This is a genomic window from Pontibacter aquaedesilientis (assembly GCF_014773225.1).
GTDB lineage: Bacteria > Bacteroidota > Bacteroidia > Cytophagales > Hymenobacteraceae > Pontibacter > Pontibacter aquaedesilientis.
The window spans coordinates 236,332-256,584 of sequence record NZ_JACXAJ010000002.1; the positions used below are offsets into that span (position 1 = coordinate 236,332).

Consider the following 20,253-nt stretch of genomic DNA (forward strand, 5'->3'; position numbering starts at 1 on the left):
AGCAAACGTGAATAAAGCCAATAAGTAAAGGCAGAAGTGAAAAAAATTTTGGAAAAACTGTACAAACTTCAGTTCTGTGTTTGACTATATAGAAGAATATTGTTTCTTTTATATATCGGTTTGTTGCATGGCTCCCTCGGTAAAGGCTTGCTTATGCTGAAGATTTACAGCACTCCGAAAACTATAAATTGCCAACGTAATTCTATACCTTCATTAGCCTATGAAATCACAAACCTCTACTCTTTTTGTAGCTCTTGCTATGCTCTTTTGTGTGGGATTCACACAGGTGTTGGGTCAAAGTCAGCCAGCCAAGTTTGGCAAGCTCGATGACGCCGAGCTCCACATGCGTACCTATGACAAGGACACCAGCGCGGCCGCCGTCGTGCTTTCTGACTACGGCTTTTCGTATTTCACCTATAACAAGGGTTTCAAAGTCATATTTGAGCGCCATACCCGTATCAAGGTACTGAAGAAGTCCGGCTACGATGCAGCCAACGTGTCTGTGCCTTACTACCAGCGCAACTCCAACAAGGAAAACGTCTACAACATCAAAGGCTATACCTATAACCAGGAAGGAGACAAGGTAACAAAGGATAAACTGGAGTCGAAGGCCGTGTTTGACGAGCAGACCAGTGAAAACTGGTTTGCCAAGAAGTTTGCCATGCCCAATGTGAAAGAGGGTTCTGTGATCGAGTATTCCTATACCATCTCGTCAGATTTCCTGTACAACCTGCGCGAGTGGGAGTTCCAGAGCACCATACCTGTAGCGTACAGCGAGTACAATGTGCGCATACCCGAATACTTCTACTACAAGCAGGAGCAGCAAGGCTACCTGCGGTTCGACGTGTCGACCGTTGAGCGAGGCAGAGACCGCTTCACCGTCACCTGGTCGTCGGAGATTACGCCAGGTATGGGGGGCGGCCGCACCTCCGGTGGATCAAGCCAGGTGGAGGCAAACAACGAGACATTCCGCTGGGTGATAAAGGATGCGCCGGCGTTACGTCCTGAGAGGTACATCACCACGCTCAACGACTATAAGTCCAGAATCGATTTTGAACTGCAAACAGTGAAGTACCCAGGCAAACTGCCAGAGGTAATGACCGGCAACTGGAACCAGGTGACAAGCGATTTGTTGAATGCGGAGCGTTTCGGCAGCCAACTCAACCGAAAGGGATTCTTTAAGGCGGAGGTGGCCGCCATCACGGCCCAGCACAGTAAACCAGAGCAACAAATGGCTGCCATCCACAGCTTGGTGAAAAGCACCGTGAAATGGAACGGCAAAAACAGCTACTATACCACCGGGCCAATCCGCAAGGCGTTTGAGAGCCGCACGGGAAGCGCCGCCGACATCAACCTGATGCTGACCGCTATGCTGCAGGATGCCGGGCTGGATGCTGCCCCGGTGCTTCTCAGCACAAGAGAGCACGGACGCGTGCCGCAAGGCTCTCCAATGCTCAGCAAGTTCAATTATGTGGTAGCCCACGTCAACCTAGAGGGCAAAGACTACCTGCTCGATGCCACCGACCCGCTGTTGCCTGCCGGCATGCTGCCTGTGCGATGCCTCAACGGACAGGGGCGCTTGATCAAGAAGGAGGACCAACGCTGGGTAGCGCTCACTCCTGCAGGCAACAACACCAAGTTCTTCAATGGCGACCTGACCGTCAACCCGAACGGTGGCATGACCGGAAAGGTAACCGAATCGAGTGCTGGTTACAACGCCCTGAGCCTCCGTAAGTCCATTTTGGACGAAGGAGAGGAGAAGTATGCCGAAAAGCTAAGCAAAGAAGTAGGGAACTACAAGGTGGAGAAGCCGGTGTTCAGCAATGTGTTGGAGCTGGGCAAGGTGCTTAACATTGACTACCGTCTTTCGGCCAGCGGTAACGGCCAGCCCGTGGATGTGATCTACCTGAATCCGATGCTGGGCCAAGGGGAGACGGATAATCCGTTCAAGCTGGAGGACAGGGTATACCCGGTCGACCTGGCCGTTCCAATCGACTATACCTACATCTGCCGTTTTAATCTGCCAGCCGGATACGACCTGGACGAGGCCCCGAAAAGCACTGTGATCACGCTCCCGGAAGATGGGGGCAAGTTCATGTACATGATCCAGCGTGAGGGCAACATGGTGCAGGTCATGAGTAAGATCAACATCCTGAAGCCGGTATACTACGCCCCGGAGTACCCATACCTGAAGGAGTTCTACGCTCAGATTGTGGCCAAGCACGCCGAGCAGCTCGTGCTTAAACGGAAATAAGAATACAGCCAATGCAAGGCAAAAATTACAAGACCTAATATGAAACTGAACTTTTACACCTTGTTACTGGCGGTTTGCCTGCTTTTTGCCTCCCAGGCACAGGCCAGGCCTGACAACCCCGATCTTCTGAAAGGGGCCAACGCCATTGTGGAGCTGGAGGAAACCGTCTTTACTGTTAACTCCCTTAGCAAAGGCACCACCCGCGTCAAAACCGTCATCACGATCCTGAATGAGGGTGGAAAAGAGCATGCCAAGCTCTACGTTCCGCATGACAAGCTAAACAAGGTGGACTTTTTGAAAGGGACGAGCTATGATCGCAATGGAAAGAAGATCAAGAGTCTGAAGAACAGTGATATAAAGGATGTAAGTGCTAGTAGCGCGGACAATGAGGTGCTGCATAACCGCATCATGTACGCCGACCTTACCCATTCGATATACCCGTACAAAGTAGAGTTTGAGTACCAGACCACTTCCAGCAACATGCTTTTCTACCCGGCCTGGGTGCCGCTGGGGAGTAGTAAAACCTCAGTGGCAAAAGCTACCTTCCAGGTACTGATGCCCAAAGGTGTGAAGCTGCGCTACCGCGAAAGCAACCTGCCGCAAAAAGTGAAGCAGGAGGCCACGGCCACACACGATGTGTATAACTGGGAGATCAGCAACCTGGCACCCATAGAGAGCGAACCGTATGGCCCCAACATGTTGGAGATCCTCCCGATGGTGCGCACGGCGCCTTCTGATTTTGAGGTGCAGGGCTACAAAGGCAACATGGAAACCTGGGAGTCTTATGGCAAATGGGTGAGCAAACTGAACGAGGGCCGCGACGTCCTTCCGGAGGCAACCAAAAAGAAGCTGCAGACCATGGTGGCAGGTATAGACGACCCGATGGAGAAGATAGGCAAGGTATACAACTACCTGCAGTCCAACACCCGATACGTATCCATACAGTTGGGATTGGGTGGTTGGCAGCCTTTCGAGGCCAGCTTTGTGGATACCAAAGGCTATGGCGACTGTAAGGCGCTGACCAACTACACGCAATCCATGCTGCAGGCAGTGGGTATTCCTTCCATTTATGCGCTGGTGAACGGTGGCTCCAATGAGCGGGCTGTCCTGACCGACTTCCCGAGCAGCCAGTTTAACCACGTGATCCTCTGTGTGCCCATGAAGCAGGACACGCTTTGGCTGGAATGCACCAGCCAGTTCGAGTCGGCAGGTTTCTCGGGCAGCTTCACCGGCGACCGGCATGCCCTGCTTATCACCCCGGAAGGCGGCAAACTGGTGAAAACACAGACCTATACCGCCCAGGACAACCTGCAGAGCCGCGTTGCCACCGTGAAACTGGACGAAACCGGAAACGGTGTGGCCCAGGTGCAGACCCGCTATACCGGGGTGCAACACGAAGATCACCGTGACATTCTGCATCACATGTCCCCCGAAGAGCAACGCAAATGGCTCTACCGCAACATCGAGATACCCGCCTTCGACCTGAAGAGCTTTGCCTTCGATCTGAAAAAAGGGCGTATGCCAGAGGTAAGCGAAAAGTTGGAGCTGAGTCTGCGCCAATGCGTGACGATGAGCGGCAAACGCATGTTCCTGACCCCGAACCTGATGAACCGCTGGAGCACACTGCCACAGAATACCGGCAAGCGCCAGTGGGAAGTGGTGCGCACCACCGCCTATACCGACGTGGACACAGTGGTCTATGAAATGCCAGCAGGCTATACCCTGGAATTCAAGCCCAACGATACTTCTTATACCACGGCGTTCGGGAGTTACAAGGCGAGTGTGCAGGTGAAGGGCCGGGAGGTAAGGTATGTGCGCACGCTCCAAATGCACAAAGGCCGGTTCGATCCGGAGGTATACCCCACTATGGTAGAGTTTATGAACAACGTGTACAAAGCCGATATGCAGCAGCTGGTTTTTGTGAAAAACGTGCAGTAAACCAGTTAACCAAATCTCTTGACGCAGCCCCGTGAAATTTTTTTCATGGGGCTGCGTCTTTTCTGGGCTCCCACCGTCCTCAAGGTAAGACAAGATCAGAATCACCTTAAAAAAGACAAAGCCATGAAAAGATTTCACGTAAATGTTCGCGTTAAAAGCCTGCCGGAATCAGTGGGGTTTTACACGGCCCTCTTCGGAGCTGAACCAACTGTAGTTAAAGAAGACTATGCCAAATGGATGTTGGAAGACCCGCGCATCAACTTCGCCATTTCGCTTCACCCGGAAAACGCAGGTATAGAGCACTTGGGTATACAGGCCGAAAGCGAAGAGGAGCTGGCAGAGGTATACGGTCGCCTGAAAAATGCGAAAAGCGCCATCCGGGAAGAAGGTAAGTGCACCTGCTGCTACGCCAAGTCAGAGAAATCCTGGATCACAGACCCACAGGGTGTGGACTGGGAGGCCTTCTATACCTATGGAGAGTCTACTGTATACGGCGAGGGTATCAACGCTCGTTCCGCTGCCACAAACCAGGAACTGCCGTTTAGTACAAAATAAAACTACAAGGCCGTGCCGCGGTTGGTATACCTGTACCATACCCAGCACGGCCTGTTTTGTTCCCCCAAAGGGCAGAACGGAAGGTCTGCGGATTCCTGTTTTTATTCGTAAATTGAGTAGATTCGCCTGTTTACAGCCATTCAATTCTTCTTGCTATGGAAAATAAAAGCTGCTCTACCTGTTCGGATAACCAGGTTGCCAAACCAATAGACACCTGCGCCGCTGTAGCGCCTGTATACCTGGAATACGAGGCAAAACTCCGGAGCTTCGTGATAAAACGCGTGCACGACAAAGACGAAACCAACGACATCCTGCAACAGCTTTATGTGAAGCTCTACAAACACTGCGAACAGCTGCCGGGTGTGCGCAACCTGAACGCCTGGCTTCACCAGATCGCCCGGAACGCCGTGTACGATTACTACCGCGGGCAGGGCCGTCTCCTGCCGATGGAGGACGAAAGCAAGTTAGAGGAAGCGTTGCGCCAAGAGCCAGAGAGGGAAGAGACGGAAAACCTGATCTTACCTTTGCTCACTATGCTCCCTGCAGAATATGCCGAGCCATTGCGTCTGAGTGAAATCGAAGGTATCAGCCAGAAAGAGATCGCCGAACGGTTGGGGATGTCCTATTCGGGGGCTAAGTCCCGGGTGCAGCGCGGTCGTCAGAAACTGAAGGAGCTTTTTGTGGAGTGCTGCCATCTGGAGCTTGACAGGAACGGTGCGCTGATCAGCGCCACGGCAAAGGAGAGCTGCAAGCCTTTGCAAACACAGTTAAAGGGGAGTAGAAATTAGAATCTATACCTTGTCTGTACTTTAATGTCCGATCTCCTGGGTCCTTCAATCGTCTCCAAGCCGGAACCGACTGTTTTTTGATTTCGGTAGTGCGTCAGCCCGTACTTTACCCAAACATCCATTTTACGCATCGGCCTGAACTGCAGCAGGGCATACAGGCGGGTGCCTCTGCCACTAATAGCAGGTATAGAGAAAGCATAGAGCACATCCCGTTCAAAAGCATACTGGCGGGTCTCGTAATCGTCGGTGTCGAAGATGGCATAACGGGTGCTCAGCCGAACCTTGTTGAAGTTGAAGTTAAGGTCCTGGGAAATAAAGTACCCCTCTGTCTGCGGTGACTCCAGCTCGAAGCTGCTGAACTGCACCCTGGAGCGGAGGTTGATCACTGGTGTAGGCGAAAACTCATAATATAGCAGGTAGTTCTTGCGATTGGCCTGCCCCACATAATCCATGCTGGTGATATTGTCGGAGACGTTGCGGCCTTTGCTCTCGGCTCTAAACTGGGCGTAGAGCGAACTTTGGCGGTTAGGGCGGAAAAGGAGGCGCAGCAGGTACTCGTCGCCATGCGAAGGAGCGTCTACCCGGTAACGCAGCCATGGGAAGCGAAAGCGGTCATAATAGGCAGTGAGCTCCCACTTTGCAAAGGGTTTGATTTTGATACCTGTGTAGAAGCCCTGCTCGTTGATGTTGCGGGTACTTTCCCCAAAAGCACCGCCATACAAGGTATGGAAATCGCGGGCATAATAGCGGTAGAGCATGGCCAGTTCCACTTTGTTGGAGAGGTTGGCCGTCAGTCCGTTTACGGTGCCCAGACCACCGCTCCCGGAAATAGCCGTCTCACCGAACAGGTATAAGTTCTGCCAGGTATAGGCGTAGTTGGTGCCGACGTTGTAGTTGCTCTTGCCACTAAACTCGAAGCGCTGGTAAGGCAGACCGGCCTTCTGAATAGGAGAACTGTAATGGGTCGCCACCGCCGTTATTCCGGCCAGCAAAGTGCGGTTGCTGCTTTGGTAAGTCGCATTGCCGCCAACAATTTGTTCCCGCACCCGCCCTTTGTTGGCCAGTTCGGTGGGGGTTCGGTGAAAGCCCGAGGTCTGTATACCTGTAAAGAAATCGCCGGAATTGTCCAGCGTGTCGAGTTGCGCCCGCAGGTTGGCATCTACCGGCTTTCTCGACACAAAGCCCGTTACGTCAATCCGGCCCAGGGTATAGGTGACAGCCGCCCCACGGTAAAAGGCATGCTCCAGCACCGAACTGTAAGGCCGTATACCTATATTCGGACGGCTGACTGTGGTGATGGTCTCGCTGCCCTTGCCCACGGTATAGCCCGACGAAAACAGCAAGCCCTGCCCAAACTGCAACTGGTAATCGCCGAGTGCGATCGACTTGAACTTCCCCTTATTGTAGAGCTGCAAATGTGCTGAGTAAAAATCAAAACCGTATCGGCGAGTGTCAGGGTTCCAGGTAAATTGCTCACCTGCGTCTTTCTCAGCGGTAAAGCCCAGGCTGTAGTCGCGGGTATGGCTCACGCGGTAGCGCATCAATACTTTGTCAGGCGAGCCGAGGTATCGGGTTGTTGAGCGGCTGCTGGTATCCACCAAGGTATAACCTCGTCGCTCCTGAAGGGTGCGCTCGTAGCGGATAATCAGCGCGTTGTTATCTTCGCCCACAATGCGCTGCAACAGCGGGCGCTGGTCTGCATAGAGGCCAGTATCAGCCACCCTTACAAAATAGACCAGTTTGTAAATCGTGATCAGGTCGAAGTCAGGTATAGCCTGCAGTTCATAAATGCTAAGCAGAGGTCCGTTTTCCTGGATGTGGCGGAAGAAGGACGTGATTTGCGGACGGGACAGTATGTAGAGCGAGGCGAGTTCTTCGGGCGTGGTGCGGTTCAAGTCGATGGGGCGCTGGAAATATTGGAAAAGCGTTTCATAAAAGTCTTCGTAAGGCACATTGTCGTCTTCCTGCTGCGCAAAAAGCTCTTGCACAAACAGGTCAAAGTCAAAGGTTTGACGCGGATAGTCCTGTGCCTGCAGCGGCCCTGTCAGAAATAAAATCAACCAGCAAAGCAGTATACATCGTACCATAGGCATCAGCTTACCCAGAACAATTAAATCAGTACTTTAGGGCTACTTTAGCCTTGTCATTAAAGTTGTGCTCACCTAAAAAAAACTGCATGGAGCTCTTTCATATTTTCTCTGCCATTCTGGTTATATCGGCCATATTTGCTTACATCAACCAAAAATTCATCAAGCTGCCCGGGGCCATTGGCCTCTTGATGGCCGGCCTGCTGCTTTCGGTGCTGGTGCAGGTTTTGGGCGAGGTTTCGCCGGGGTTCGAGGCGCTTGTGGAGGGTCGCCTGCGCGAGATAGACTTTTCGGAGGTGCTGCTGGAGTTTATGCTGAGTTTCCTGCTGTTTGCCGGAGCGCTGCACACCGACCTCGAAAAGCTGGCCGCAGCCAAGTGGCCTATACTTGTTTTCGCAACCATCGGGGTAATGATCTCCACTTTCATGACGGGTACCGCCTTTTACTACCTGCTGCAGTTGTTTGGCCAGCCCATCGAGTACATTTACTGCCTGCTGTTTGGGGCGCTTATCTCTCCCACAGATCCTATTGCCGTGCTGGGCATCCTTAAAAAAGCCAAAATCCCTAAGTCGCTGGAGGTGAGCATAACCGGCGAGTCGCTCTTTAACGATGGGGTGGGCGTTGTGGTGTTCCTCACCATTTTTCAGATAGCGCAGCAGGGCATCACAAATATAGAAAGCTCTTTTGTGGTCGAACTCTTTGTGAAAGAAGTAGGTGGCGGCATCGGCCTGGGCTTGCTGATCGGTTACATCGCCTACCATTTCATGAAGCGCATAGACCATTACCAAACCGAGGTGCTGATCTCCCTGGCAGTCGTGATGGGTGGTTACAGCCTGGCACAGCAGTTTCACTTTTCGGGTCCGCTGGCCATGGTGGCGGCGGGTTTGTTGATCGGCAACCAAGGCACTCAGTTTGCCATGAGCAAGATCACGGCCGATTACCTTACCAAGTTCTGGGAAATGGTGGATGAAGTGCTGAATGCCGTACTGTTTGTGCTGATAGGGCTGGAACTGATGCTGATTCCTTTCCACACCGAATACGTCCTGATCGGTATCATTACGACGGTGGTGGTGCTGGTGGTGCGGTATATTGCTTTGGCGATTCCCTCGTATACCCTCCGCTTTAACAGGGCGTTCTCGCCTTACACTCTCCCCATCATGACCTGGGGCGGACTGCGGGGCGGTATTTCCATTGCGCTGGCCCTGGCGCTTACCCCTGTCATGCACCGTGAGCTTATTGTTGCCATCACGTATGCGGTGGTGTTGTTGTCGCTCACGATACAGGGACTGACCATAGAGCCCTTCATCAAGCGGCTATCCCGTGAAGTAAAGGCTTAGATTTTCTGGCTGCGGCTAAGCTGATATGCTACCGAGAGATGATGGCTGATTCCTAAAAGCGTGGTCGTGCCGAAGGCATAGTCGGCAAGCAGGTGCCATGCCCGAAACCCAAGCCCGAAAGTGGCGCGGTTGGTCAGTGTGCTGAAACCAGAGCGCAAGGCCACTTTCTCTTGCAGTAACTGATACTCTATACCTGCCTTGAAGTTGGCGGGGAAGTCAATGTGCTTTTCGGTTTCGGCGAGTAAGAGGATTTTCTGGTATGGCCGATAGCCTAATCCCGCTTTCATGATGGTGGGCAACCGCTCATCGTCAAAAGCAGCCAGCCTGGCCTGGTTGATGTTGTAGGCATACGCTCCGAAATACAAGCCCGGCACCACCTCAGCCTGTCCACCCACCGACAGTGCCACGGCTTTGCGACTGCCATAGCCTTCGGCGGCCACCTGCCACAGGTCGGCCTTTGCGCCTAAACTGAATTGTCCCAGCTTATGGCCTATACCTATGCCCACATGTTGCTGGCTAAAGAGCTCATCGCCAAAACGGCTCAGGCTCAACCCGTAATTGCCATACCTGGCAGTGGGGTATACCGCCTGCAGAGCCACCGTCGAAAAAGCCCTGACGCCAAAGCGGTTCTCCATATAAGCTCCTACCTGCACCTGTTCCAGATTGCCTATACCTGCCACATTGTTGTTGAGCGCCCAGAGGTCAGGCAGCGTGACAGAGGCATTGCCCAATGCGGCGGCACGCGCCCCGGCAGGCACATCGGCCTGGGCCTGCGCAAGGCAAGGCAGCAAAAGAAGCAACAGGAAGTTAAGTTTGTTTTGTAGACGTCGCATTATCTCATGCGGTGTAGTTTTATAGCTAAAGTGCTATGTACGAGGGGATAGGGGGTGGGTTGCTAGGATCCGGATTTTAAAGGATTTTAGAATTGATAATGTCGGAGGGGACCGTATAGACCTCACAGCGTCTCCCAGACCTGTGAGTGTCTTCACCAACTGTGGTGATTATCACAGTAATTATATCCATACCTATCCGCACACTGTACCTTAGCTATACCTGTCTTTAACTATCTTACTTAATAGCCCGCAAGACACCCCGAATCAAGTTCGGGATCTTCGACTCACAGGTCTGAAGACGCTGTGAGGTCCTTACGTTTCCCTCCGACATTATCAATCCTGAAAATCCCTAAATCCTTTAATCCTGATTCAGGCAAAGAAAAAGGCGCTGAGGAATATCCCCAGCGCCTTTGCTTTACTCGGTTAAGAGTAGCTCAGCTTAGTTTTTCACTTCAACTTTAGCTCTTTTCTTACCGTCTTTTTTCTTGATCTTCACTGATTTTTTACCAGCAGCCAGATCGGCTTTCGCTTCTTTCACGGCAGCGTTCAGCAGTTCGATGGAGCCATTGTCAGAAGCGCTTGCAGCCACACCAGCGTCGGCAGGGCCTGGGCTGTCTGTATTGACAATGGTCATCTCGTTGATCAGGTTAGATGCGCCAGCGTACTTATCCACCATGAAGAGAACATAGTTGGCGCTCACGTTGATGCAACGCTTGTAATCTGGGTCGTATACCAGGTCGCCGGTCATTGCTTCCCAGTTGCCGTCGAAGGCCAGACCGATCAGCTCACCTTTGCCGTTGATCACCGGAGAACCGGAGTTACCGCCCGTGATGTCGTTGTCGGTGATGAAGTTCACGATCAGTTCGCCATCCTTGTTGGCATAGCGGCCATAATCTTTGGCTTCGTACAGTTGCTTCAGTTTGGCAGGCACGATGAACTCCTCGTTGTTAGGATCTTCTTTCTGCATCACACCCTCCAGGGTTGTGAAAGTCTCATACGTCACGCCGTCGTAAGGCTGGTAGTTCTTCACAGATCCATAGCTCAGACGAATAGTTGAGTTGGCATCCGGGTAGTATACCTTGTCCGGGTTCATCTGGCGAAGACCCGCTACGTACAAACGGTTGGCTTTGGCCAGCTTGGCGCTACTAGCGGACAGTTTAGGCGCAATGTTCTGCTGGTAGTTCTCCATGATAGCGCTTACCAACTGGAAGGCCGGGTCGTTTGCCAGCTGCTTCTGCGTTGGGTTAGCCAGGAACTGGTCTACCTTCTGCTTGTTCACTACAAAAGAGTTGCTGTAGATATAGTCGGCCATTTTGTTGAAATCACCCTTATACTTGGCCACCATCTGCTTGAAAGCATCTGCTTGCTGGTCTTTCGGGATGTCTTCAGAGTAGTACTTCATCATGGCGGCAAATACCTTTTTGTCGGTGGCCATGTTGTAGTCTTTGAAGAAGGCGTCGGCTCTTGGCTTCAGGTCTTCAGCTGCTTTCTTGGCTGCCTCGGCGTTGCCAGACTTCAGGGCATTGTTCAAAGCGGACATGCGGTAAGCAAATAGGAGAGACTCTGTGCCCAGCACGGCTTCGTTCAGGTATACGTTGCCGAGGTTATACTTTTCGATTTCCTTGTAGGCCTCGTTCATGTCGTTCAGGGCGCTGCCATACATCGCTTTGCGCTCTGGGTTTGCATCAGCCCAGGCCTGGAATTTCTTCTCATCAGCCTGCTTGCCTTCCACAGTCTTCATGCGCTTGATGCCTTCGTTCTGACCGATAGAGTATTTGTAGTAGTTGGCAGTAGAAGCATACTTAGACGCGTATTGAATGCGTGTCGCGTCGCTCTTGTCCATGTCTTCTTTCCACAGACCTAGCTTCTTGTCACGCAACTTAATGCGCGATTTGTTCAGCTGGTTCACGTCCAGGATCAGACCTTCCGAAGTCATGAAACGCTTCGTGCGGCCCGGGAAACCGAACACCATCGCGAAGTCGTCTTGCTCCACACCACCAATGTTGATAGGCAAATGGTGCTTCGGCTTGTAAGGCACGTTTTTCTCTGAGTAGGCGGCTGGCTTGCCGTCAGGTGACATGTACACACGGAACATAGAGAAGTCGCCGGTGTGACGTGGCCACATCCAGTTGTCGGTGTCGCCACCAAACTTACCAACGGCAGATGGAGGCGTACCTACCAGGCGCACGTCGTTGAAGCGCTCGTACACAAACAGGTAGTACTCATTGCCGTTGAAGAAGTCGCGCACATAGGTCACATACTGACCGTTGTCGCTGGCCTCTTTGGCAATCGCCTGGGCACGCTGCGAAGCAAGCTTCATGCGCTCTTCCTCAGGCGTGTTGTTATCAATGCCTTCCAGCACTTTACCGGTCACGTCGTCCATGCGCACCAGGATGTCCACGAATAAGCCTTCGTTTGGAAGTTCCTGCTTGCGATCCATAGCCCAGAAGCCGTTGGTCAGGTAATCGTTCTCAGGCGTGGAGTGTGACTGGATCTGGCCGTAACCGCAGTGGTGGTTGGTTAGCAACAACCCTTCGGCGGAGATGAACTCGCCCGTACAGAAGCCACCGAACTGCACAATAGCGTCCTTAAGGCTGGAGTTGTTCACGTTGTAGATTTCTTCGGCAGTTAGCTGCAAGCCTTTTTTCTGCATGTCAGCGTGGTTCAGGCGCTTGATCAGCATCGGCAGCCACATACCTTCGTCTGCTTTGGCGAAGGGAACGCAAAGCGAAACTAAAAGAAGGAGTGAAAGGATTCTTTTTAACATGAATTTTTGTTTAGATTAGTTAAACTGTGACAAATTTATCTAAAAATTGCGTTACCTAACAGTTGTTCGGCAAATAAAACGCTCCAAATTCATCTCATGACCTGGCTTTTCAAGAAACTTTTGCTCGCACTCATCTGGGTGTACCGCCATATGATCTCCCCCCTAAAGCCAGCCACTTGCCGCTACAGCCCAACCTGTTCGGCTTATGCCTTGGGAGCCGTGAATAAGCATGGTCCTTTTAAGGGAGGTTGGATGGCGCTCAAACGCATTGGCCGCTGCCACCCTTGGGGCGGAAGTGGGTATGATCCGGTACCGTAAGCTTAATGAGGCAGGGAGGTTAGTATCCGGCGCAATCGGAGGCTGGCACGTTTACACCGCCGGCCTGTTCGTAAACAACCTGCGCACCCAGGTGGCTGGCGTAAATCAGGTAAGCGGAGCCGAGCAGCATGAGCAGGAGGGTGAGCAGGCGGAGTGCCCGTAGGTATACCCTGACGATGTGGAGGGAGAGGAGCAGTTGCAAGGCCACAGCCGCCGTAAAGAGCCAAGCCAGGTTAAGGGAAGCCGATTCATGGCGTTTAAGCAGGGTTGGGTCGCAGATTTTGCGGGCCACGATACCCTCGGCCATATCGCCAGTATAGACGGCGATCCAGACAGTGACGCCCCCCACAAAAAGTAATAAAGAACCAACCTTCTGCCAGAAAAGCTGCTGCTCACCTTTTATCACGGCTGCGACCACTTTGGCTACCGTGGCAAAAAGCAACAGCGCTATCGGGAAGTGCAGGGTGAGCGGGTGCCAGATTTCCGTTCGCCAGAAGGTTGGTTCCATGCTAAAGGCTATTCCAGTATTTTAACAGCAATAGGGTCTAGTCTATTGCCTACTTTCTCTACCTGCACTTCAACCCGGCTACCTTCTTTCAGGTGCTCGAATGGCGCTGTTTCCCCACCATGCGTCAGGGTCGTGTTTTCTGTGAAGTACAGCTCCAGCATTTTGTCGTCATCCGTCTTCACGTAGATCTCAGTTTTGTCCGCTTCTACTTCGTGTACTACGCCCTGGTAAGTGCCAGATTCTACTACATCCGTTTTCTCTTCGCAACCATAGAAGAAAGGCGCAACCGCCACGAGTGCGGGCAGGATCATTTTTTTGATGTTCATAATTTTTTCTGTTTTAAGGTTAATCAAATATAGTCGAAAATATAAAAGCCCGGCTGTCTATACCTACATTTATAGCTGAAATTGCAGGGTGACGTAGTAGTTGCGTGCATCCGAAGGGATAATGCCCGGCCCTGGGTAACCTGTGGCGCGGCGCGTGAAGTAGCGGTTGTCTGTCAGGTTGTTAACACCAGACTCCAGCGTGAAACGCTTATAGGTATAGCTGCCCGAGAGGTCCATCACCCAATAGGCAGGTATTTTGCCGACTACAGCTGTTACATCCATTTGGCCCTGCTTCTCGCCTGTGTTATCCGCGTCAGTGTATTGGCTCGAGGTATAGGCATACTGGTAGGACAACTTGAAATTGTTGCGCTTAAACGAAAGACCGGTTTTGGCAATAAGTGCTGGAGCCAACTCTACTTGATTCCCATCAATGGCTTTATCATCGCTTACATACTTGGTGTTCACCAACGTAATGTTTGAGAAAGCCGAGAGGCTGGAAGGATGCTCTTTGCCTAGGTATAGCTTCAGCAGGTCTGCTTCGATGAAGGTTTCCAGACCAACATTTCTGGAGAAGTCTTTGTTGGTGCGTAGGAGATAAATTTGATTGTTGATCACTTTGTTTCTGATACCAATCCGGTTATCATAAGCAAGGTAAAAGAGACTCGCGTCATAATTCAAAAGGCCGCTGATGTTGCCCCTAAACCCTAAGTCGACGTTGAAACCAGTTTCGTCCTGCAATTCCTGGTCTACGAGCTGGTTCGGATTGATCACCCGCATGTCGTTGAAGTTGATAGCCCGGTAGTTTTGGGACAAATTTCCATATACCTCCATTTGCTCAGAAGGTTTGTAGCTTAGTCCGAGACCCATCAGAAACACGTTGCGCGTATTACTGCGGTCTTCCGGCACTACATTGTCATAGATAATATTGCCCGCCTGGTCCGTTTTTACATCGCGATAGCTTCCTTCGGCATTGGTGTTGATCCACTCGTAACGTATACCTGGCGTTATGCTGAATTTCGGGGTGATGTTGAAAATGTTCTCTGCAAACAGGGCAGCATTGCGGCTCAGGTAATCGTAGTTGGAGGCGTTGGGAGCTCCTGTCTCCGAATAAAATCGGAAGTCAGCGTCTGAACCAGCGGAGCCATCACCCTGCTGCTGGTCGGTAAAGCCACGGTAGTAGCGGGCACCAACCAACAAGGTTGAGAAGGTCTTGCCCAGGTCATAGCGGTGAATCAGCCGCGTTTCGTTGCCGAAGTTGTTAAACTGATCCTGCAGCAGAAGACGTGGCTGTGTTGTGTCGTCCAGTCGATTGATCTTACCCATATAGCCTAAGGCATCGCGCTGGGCCAGTAGTCCAAAGTTGCGCACGTTGATCTTGGTGCGCTCACTTATGCGGTAGTCCATGGTCAGGGCCAGCAGGTTCCAGTTAACCTTAAACCAGTTGCGGTCTCGTACCGACTGGCGCGCATTCTGGTTGAAGGCCGCGTCTGTCAGGCCGCCCGGCTGCTGTGCCAGGTAGTCCATGTAGGTATAGTTGAACCCCAGTTCCAGTCTGTTGTTAGGCTTGTAATGTACAGAGCCGAAGGCGGTATGGGCGTCAAAGCCCGAGTTCTCGCGCCAGCCGTCGCCGCGCTTGTACTGGTAGAAACCATAGTAATGCACTTTGCCCTTGGCCCCGCCAATGCTGTTATAGGTGTTCAGGAAACCCCAGGAGCCTACCGTCTGGCGGCTTGTCAATTCAAAAGGTTTGTCTTCGGGCCCTTCTTTCATCACAAAGTTGATCATCCCGCCAAACTGGGTACCGTACTGCAGCGATGCCGCGCCGCGCACCACTTCGATGCGGTCCAATGCCTCGGTTGGTGGGGTATAATAACTTTCGGGATAGCCCAGAGCGTCAGCTGAGATATCATAGCCGTTCTGGCGGGTGTTGAAGTTGGAAGTGCGGTTCGGGCTCAGGCCACGCCCGCCTATACCTAGTTGCAGGCCGGCGCCGTCGCTCTCCCAGATGTTGAGGCCAGCCACTTTGGCAAACACCTGGCGGCTGTTGTTGGTGGCTTTGTTGGCGGTGATGTCGTCCAATACCACCACTTCGCTCTTTTTACCCTCATAGATAGCTGTTCCCTCCACTGAGTTCAGGCGGGTAATGCCGAAGGTCTTCTCGCGTTCCCCCTTCACGTTAACTTCCCGCAGGCTGCCTTCCAACGGCTTTAGCTCAAAGCGGACAGAAACGTGAGCGTCGCTGACAGTGACTTGCTGCGTCTGGCTGCCCAACCCAATGCTGTAGGCGGTAAGGGTATAGGTGCCGGGCGAAAGGTTTTTAATGAAGAATATACCTTTGGCATCGGCTTTCGTAATGCTGCCATTGTTTACCAGCAGCACTTCAGCCGCAGGGGCTGCTTCTTTGGTGCCAGCATTGGTTACTGAGCCGGAAATAGTAAAGGTCTGTGCAAACGTGAGTTGCAGGCTGCCTAAGAGGAATAATATAGAGAGCTTAATGCGCATTTTATTTCAGCTGCCCCACAGTTTTTGGCTGCAGTGCGTTTTGTTCAAAAGGTAAAATCCAGTGCTTGTGGCGGAAATTATCCGTTGCCGCTGCCAGATTGAAATTCGGATCAATCAGCAGGCGGCTGCCACGGCCGTTCATGGTAACATAAGCCTCGGCGCGTACCTCGGGGTCCGCTATACCTTTGGCCTTGAAATCATCGCGGAGAATGTGGGCAAATTGCAGCAGCATGTCGGGCTGCGTAGCCATCATCTTCTCCTGGTTCACGGTCAGGTAATCCAGATTATGAATCTCTGTCTCCTGACCAGTTTCCGGGTCGCGCACATAGAAAAAAGCTGTCCCGGCTTTCTCCATCAGCATCACACGCCACGAAAAGCGGTAACCCTGCTCCGTCCAGAACAACTTGTCGGGGTATAGCAAAAAGCGCCACGGCACCACCACCTGCACAAGAAAGTGCAGCGCAAGCAGGCCGAGCAGTATACCTTGTGCCGGTCTGGAAACGGGTGCAAATATCGTGGTTTCCGACGGCTTTACCTTAGCTATGCCCCGAAGTATTTTGAGTATCTTCTCGTGGAAGCCAGCGGAGAAGAAGATTAGCGTGCTTAGCATCATGATGTAAGGGAACATGCCGATCTGGAAAAGCACCGCGGTGAGCACGTGAAACACCACCACCGTGAAGTAAGCCAGCAGACGGCTTTTGCGCCAACTCAAGAAGAAAGGAATGGTGAGATCGTAAAAGGCACCGAACCAGCAAAACAGGAACGCCACCCATACCTCGTCGAACAGAGGGCCGATCAGGGGAAGATGCGCATGGGCAGGTAACCAGTGGCGCAGTGGCATCGCCTCAAACAGCCAGTCAGGGTTCAGCTTGGCCACGCCGGCATAAAAGTAAACGAGTCCCAGCTGCATCTGAAAGATCAGCACGGTCCAGCGTGGCACCTGGCTCACCCATAGTTGTGGCCTGCGCAGCACATCGAGGGAAAAATGGCGGTGCGCCGGCACGAGTACCATCAGTAGCGCCACCACGCTCACGAAGTAGTAGTGGTTCAGGTAATTGGTTTTGTCGATGAGCTCGACATAGGTAAAGCTGAGAAAGAAAATGACAGCTGACCAGCGGTAAAAGAGCCCCAGCAGAATACCCAAGGCTGAAAAAGCCATCAGGCCAAACAGCACATACATGCCTGTTTCGCCCAATGGCTTTACCCATTCAAATCCATAAAAAGGAAAGTATACTTTAGGCGCTACATAAAGTTCGTGCACCCACCCTTTCGCCACAAAGCGTACAATGCTGCCCAGCATCATCCCTCCAAAGATAATGCGGAAAACTGCCAACGGAGCGGCAGAAACCGGGGCTGTAAGCTGTGCTTTCAGGTTTTGAAGCATACCAGGTTGTTAACTAGTCTCCGTCGTTGTCTGTGTATGTAATGGTCACGCCCAAGGCGGCAGGCATATCGGTTTTAACCAGCACGATCAGCTTTTGCAGTTCGTCATATACCTTAGTAACGGCCTGCGGGCTGCTGGTGACAGCCTGTGAGAGCGGGACCGGAACAGCAGCTACTGCCGCAAGGGCGGCATCAAACTGCTGGATAATGGCCGTTGACAGATTTTTGTCGCCATACTTGGCGTCTACATGGTCCAGGTAGTCATCCAGTCCCGGGCCATTGGCACCTGCGGCTGACTGCCCCATAAAAGTTGCTTTCAGCGCTTTGAGGTTGCGCTCCAGCAGAGCAAGTGAGTTTTGGCTGTAGTAAGCCTCCACTCTGTCCGGCACCGGCGTGTTGGCCGAGAACCTACCCGATGGAATGCCCACCTTCGCACGTTTTGTCAGGTCTACCTCAAAGTTAAACTGGTTCACTAAGTTACCGATGGAGCTGCCCACGGCCGTTCCTCCAGTTTCTTTGAAGTTTTTGGCGGTGTTTCCTGTTGTCCAGGCGGTATGCGTGGCCTCTGCCGCGTCCTTGATCAGGTTGGTGATGTCCTGCAGGTACTTTCTGCGGTTGGCGGCGTTGGCAGCAGTGGTAAATCGGTCTACCGTGGCGGCATCGCTTGCCTGACCATACAGCAGGTAGTCCAGTGCCGGAAACCCCTTGGCAGACAGGTTGGCGGTGGTCTGCAGGTTGTAGTTGCCGCTGCTGATGTTGTTCTCCACCTGGCTGGTGGTAGTTGGGTAGATGTTCAGGTTACTGCGCAACAACTGCTCATCGGCCGGTCCGAATCCATAGGCGCTCACATCCTGCCAGGCCAGGTATGCTTCCTGGTACTCTTTGCGGGCATTGGTGAGTGTCGTGGTGCTTGGGCTGGCCGTGAACGCTGTAACGGCGGAAGCCATCTCGCCAGCCTCTGTCTTAAATTTCTGATATCCTGGAATGATCAGGTTATCGGCATAGTTTGTAAGCATGGCCTGGCGATCATACTCCGTTTTAGGGCCGGATTCTCCTTCGCTTGAGCCACAGCCAGCTAGTGCTCCCAGACAAGCCAGGGCGGCGGCGTAGGTATAGTTTTTTAGTGCTGTCATCGTAATTAAGCTGAAAAACAGCAGCCAAGACATAAAAAATGCCGTGGCTGCTGTCAGATTTAATGGTTATATGCGTTGCGGCAGTCCATGTATTATAACTGAGACTTGATGCTGTCCATACCGTAGGCTGCGCTAATGATGTCGATCGCAGCGTTTATATCAGCGGCTGTGGTGTCGTAGAAGTTGTTGCCGAGCTTGGCGATAGCCTCCTGGTGCTTGGCGTCAGTGATCTTACGGTCAGATTTAAACTTCAGGCTCACAATAAAGCCCATGGCCTCTGACAGGTAATGGCTTTTTTTGGCCTGGTCGGCTATATGGGTTTTGGCTAGGTTCAACTCTAGAATAGCAGAAGCAGCAACCAGTTTTTCCCACTCGGCACGGATAGTGGCCACGGCCTCATCCTTGCCTTTCATATCCTTCGCAGAAATGGCGGCACGTCCTTTTAGGAAAGCGTCCATCAGGGCTTTGTTACTGCCCAGGCTTGGGTTGACTTTGTTGCTGTAGTTGGCCCAGAATTTAAGATTGGTCAGGTTAGTAGGGAAGTCCACGGGAGCGCCAAAGTAACCGAAAGCTTCATCAAAGTGATGCTCCATTTTGGTGCCTTCACCGGTAGTTACAGTAGAGTTATCTACAGCAGCGCCTATTTTGGCTTCAGTCAGGTAAGACTCTACCGCCTGGAAATAGAACACCGCGCCCATCAGGCCTTTCTGGATGATCTGTGCTGGCTCTACCCCGTTGGCGTCCACCAGGTATTTGGTGCCCTCAGCAGTGGTCAACAGACCGGCTTTGCCCTTCAGGGCGGGAGTTCCGGCAGATAGGCTGGCGTTGGCGGCTGCATCGAAGTAGCTCTCAAACAAAGACTGGGCGGAAACAATCGTCTTATCTTTTAGCTGCTTGCCCGAAGTGTTCAACCTTGCCTCTGAGAAGGGGGCGTTCACGTTGGCATACATGTTTTTCATCTTATCGGCTTGAAGCAGTGCCCCGGTGTTGCCCGTCTTCACGTAGGCGTCAAGCTCTGACAGCATGCTCATGCGATCTGTCTGACCAGAGTAATTTACGTTTTCAAAGTTGTATGTCTGTGGAACAGTGTAAGATGGGGAATCATCTTTGTCCTTAGAACAGGATGAGAAAAGGGAGCAAGCCGCTAAACCAGCTATCGCAAGTGTCTTTGAGCTTAGATTGTGAAGCATAATATCAAGTATGTTTATTTAGACTGATTATAAATATGCTGCAAAACTAATAGAGCGGGCTTAACGTGGCAAGTATTATTTAGAATAATTTTAAATAAGTAAATTGATTTATTTATAATACCTTGATTTTTAATAATTTGTGTGTTTTTAAGGAGGTCTGATTCCTGAAGGGTAAAAAAGCAAAGAGCTATATGCACCTGAATTCCTATACCTGAATAAGTGAATGCCTCACTGCCAAGGCAGGCAATGAGGCCCAGTTGAGGTAGTTTGTGAGGGTGCTTAAAAGATGCTTTCTATACCTGAGTTTAGTTAATCTACCATAATTTCAATTTTT

At 51.9% G+C, this 20,253-nt stretch carries 15 protein-coding genes; 6 read left to right on the forward strand and 9 right to left on the reverse strand.

The annotated features are described in order from the left end of the window. Positions 1-220: 220 nt before the first annotated feature. The 4 genes from H9Q13_RS05990 (at position 221) to sigZ (ending at position 5,535) form a co-directional block, all read left to right on the forward strand. Positions 221-2,254: a DUF3857 domain-containing protein gene (locus tag H9Q13_RS05990; protein WP_191182871.1), complete on the forward strand. Its 2,034-nt coding sequence runs from the start codon at positions 221-223 to the stop codon at positions 2,252-2,254. Positions 2,255-2,293: 39 nt separating this feature from the next. Next, the gene (locus H9Q13_RS05995; protein WP_191182872.1) at positions 2,294-4,192 is read left to right on the forward strand and encodes a DUF3857 domain-containing protein; all 1,899 of its coding nucleotides are present in this window, start codon (positions 2,294-2,296) and stop codon (positions 4,190-4,192) included. A gap of 123 nt (positions 4,193-4,315) precedes the next feature. Further along, complete coding sequence (locus H9Q13_RS06000; protein ID WP_191182873.1) at positions 4,316-4,747, forward strand: ArsI/CadI family heavy metal resistance metalloenzyme; 432 nt, start codon at positions 4,316-4,318, stop codon at positions 4,745-4,747. Between the two features lie 155 nt (positions 4,748-4,902). Further along, a complete protein-coding gene (gene sigZ, locus H9Q13_RS06005; protein ID WP_191182874.1) occupies positions 4,903-5,535 on the forward strand; it encodes an RNA polymerase sigma factor SigZ in 633 nt (210 codons plus the stop codon). On the opposite strand, the gene H9Q13_RS06010 is transcribed toward sigZ, so the two are convergent. Next, positions 5,532-7,622: a hypothetical protein gene (locus tag H9Q13_RS06010; protein ID WP_191182875.1), complete on the reverse strand. Its 2,091-nt coding sequence runs from the start codon at positions 7,620-7,622 to the stop codon at positions 5,532-5,534. The two genes, sigZ and H9Q13_RS06010, sit on opposite strands and share 4 nt — an antisense overlap. A gap of 89 nt (positions 7,623-7,711) precedes the next feature. Between H9Q13_RS06010 and H9Q13_RS06015 the strand changes: the two genes are divergently transcribed. Next, positions 7,712-8,959 (forward strand): cation:proton antiporter, encoded by a 1,248-nt coding sequence (locus H9Q13_RS06015; protein WP_191182876.1) that lies wholly within the window; start codon positions 7,712-7,714, stop codon positions 8,957-8,959. On the opposite strand, the gene H9Q13_RS06020 is transcribed toward H9Q13_RS06015, so the two are convergent. Both H9Q13_RS06020 and H9Q13_RS06025 read right to left on the reverse strand, forming a co-directional pair. Continuing rightward, positions 8,956-9,792, reverse strand: a complete 837-nt coding sequence (locus H9Q13_RS06020; RefSeq protein WP_191182877.1) for a PorV/PorQ family protein — start codon at positions 9,790-9,792, stop codon at positions 8,956-8,958. The two genes, H9Q13_RS06015 and H9Q13_RS06020, sit on opposite strands and share 4 nt — an antisense overlap. Before the next feature lie 439 nt (positions 9,793-10,231). Further along, the gene (locus H9Q13_RS06025) at positions 10,232-12,559 is read right to left on the reverse strand and encodes a S46 family peptidase (protein WP_224744110.1); all 2,328 of its coding nucleotides are present in this window, start codon (positions 12,557-12,559) and stop codon (positions 10,232-10,234) included. A gap of 96 nt (positions 12,560-12,655) precedes the next feature. Between H9Q13_RS06025 and yidD the strand changes: the two genes are divergently transcribed. Beyond that, positions 12,656-12,877 carry a membrane protein insertion efficiency factor YidD gene (gene yidD / locus H9Q13_RS06030; protein ID WP_191182878.1) on the forward strand — a complete coding sequence of 74 codons (222 nt, stop codon included), beginning with the start codon at positions 12,656-12,658 and terminating at the stop codon, positions 12,875-12,877. A gap of 19 nt (positions 12,878-12,896) precedes the next feature. Here the strand turns inward: yidD and H9Q13_RS06035 are convergent, their stop codons facing one another. From H9Q13_RS06035 to H9Q13_RS06060, 6 genes are all read right to left on the reverse strand, one after another. Continuing rightward, a complete protein-coding gene (locus H9Q13_RS06035) occupies positions 12,897-13,385 on the reverse strand; it encodes a DUF2231 domain-containing protein (RefSeq protein ID WP_191182879.1) in 489 nt (162 codons plus the stop codon). Between the two features lie 8 nt (positions 13,386-13,393). Continuing rightward, positions 13,394-13,711 carry a hypothetical protein gene (locus tag H9Q13_RS06040; RefSeq protein ID WP_191182880.1) on the reverse strand — a complete coding sequence of 106 codons (318 nt, stop codon included), beginning with the start codon at positions 13,709-13,711 and terminating at the stop codon, positions 13,394-13,396. A gap of 69 nt (positions 13,712-13,780) precedes the next feature. Further along, positions 13,781-16,213, reverse strand: coding sequence for a TonB-dependent receptor (locus tag H9Q13_RS06045; RefSeq protein ID WP_191182881.1), 2,433 nt, complete (start codon positions 16,211-16,213; stop codon positions 13,781-13,783). A 1-nt stretch (position 16,214) separates the two neighbouring features. Beyond that, positions 16,215-17,597, reverse strand: coding sequence for an HTTM domain-containing protein (locus H9Q13_RS06050; protein WP_191182882.1), 1,383 nt, complete (start codon positions 17,595-17,597; stop codon positions 16,215-16,217). 13 nt (positions 17,598-17,610) lie between these two features. Further along, the gene (locus tag H9Q13_RS06055) at positions 17,611-18,729 is read right to left on the reverse strand and encodes an imelysin family protein (protein WP_191182883.1); all 1,119 of its coding nucleotides are present in this window, start codon (positions 18,727-18,729) and stop codon (positions 17,611-17,613) included. Positions 18,730-18,821: 92 nt separating this feature from the next. Further along, positions 18,822-19,919, reverse strand: coding sequence for a DUF4856 domain-containing protein (locus H9Q13_RS06060; RefSeq protein WP_191182884.1), 1,098 nt, complete (start codon positions 19,917-19,919; stop codon positions 18,822-18,824). Between the last annotated feature and the right edge of the window lie 334 nt (positions 19,920-20,253).

Bases quoted from the DNA above. Each gene is read 5' to 3' on its own strand.
- H9Q13_RS06000 (WP_191182873.1), top strand. From the start codon at position 4,316: ATGAAAAGATTTCACGTAAATGTTCGCGTTAAAAGCCTGCCGGAATCA.
- sigZ (WP_191182874.1), top strand. From the start codon at position 4,903: ATGGAAAATAAAAGCTGCTCTACCTGTTCGGATAACCAGGTTGCCAAA.
- H9Q13_RS06035 (WP_191182879.1), bottom strand. From the start codon at position 13,385: ATGGAACCAACCTTCTGGCGAACGGAAATCTGGCACCCGCTCACCCTG.
- H9Q13_RS05990 (WP_191182871.1), top strand. From the start codon at position 221: ATGAAATCACAAACCTCTACTCTTTTTGTAGCTCTTGCTATGCTCTTT.
- H9Q13_RS06060 (WP_191182884.1), bottom strand. From the start codon at position 19,919: ATGCTTCACAATCTAAGCTCAAAGACACTTGCGATAGCTGGTTTAGCG.
- H9Q13_RS06010 (WP_191182875.1), bottom strand. From the start codon at position 7,622: ATGGTACGATGTATACTGCTTTGCTGGTTGATTTTATTTCTGACAGGG.
- H9Q13_RS06050 (WP_191182882.1), bottom strand. From the start codon at position 17,597: ATGCTTCAAAACCTGAAAGCACAGCTTACAGCCCCGGTTTCTGCCGCT.
- H9Q13_RS06045 (WP_191182881.1), bottom strand. From the start codon at position 16,213: ATGCGCATTAAGCTCTCTATATTATTCCTCTTAGGCAGCCTGCAACTC.
- H9Q13_RS06015 (WP_191182876.1), top strand. From the start codon at position 7,712: ATGGAGCTCTTTCATATTTTCTCTGCCATTCTGGTTATATCGGCCATA.
- H9Q13_RS06025 (WP_224744110.1), bottom strand. From the start codon at position 12,559: ATGTTAAAAAGAATCCTTTCACTCCTTCTTTTAGTTTCGCTTTGCGTT.
- H9Q13_RS06040 (WP_191182880.1), bottom strand. From the start codon at position 13,711: ATGAACATCAAAAAAATGATCCTGCCCGCACTCGTGGCGGTTGCGCCT.
- H9Q13_RS06020 (WP_191182877.1), bottom strand. From the start codon at position 9,792: ATGCGACGTCTACAAAACAAACTTAACTTCCTGTTGCTTCTTTTGCTG.
- H9Q13_RS05995 (WP_191182872.1), top strand. From the start codon at position 2,294: ATGAAACTGAACTTTTACACCTTGTTACTGGCGGTTTGCCTGCTTTTT.
- H9Q13_RS06055 (WP_191182883.1), bottom strand. From the start codon at position 18,729: ATGACAGCACTAAAAAACTATACCTACGCCGCCGCCCTGGCTTGTCTG.
- yidD (WP_191182878.1), top strand. From the start codon at position 12,656: ATGACCTGGCTTTTCAAGAAACTTTTGCTCGCACTCATCTGGGTGTAC.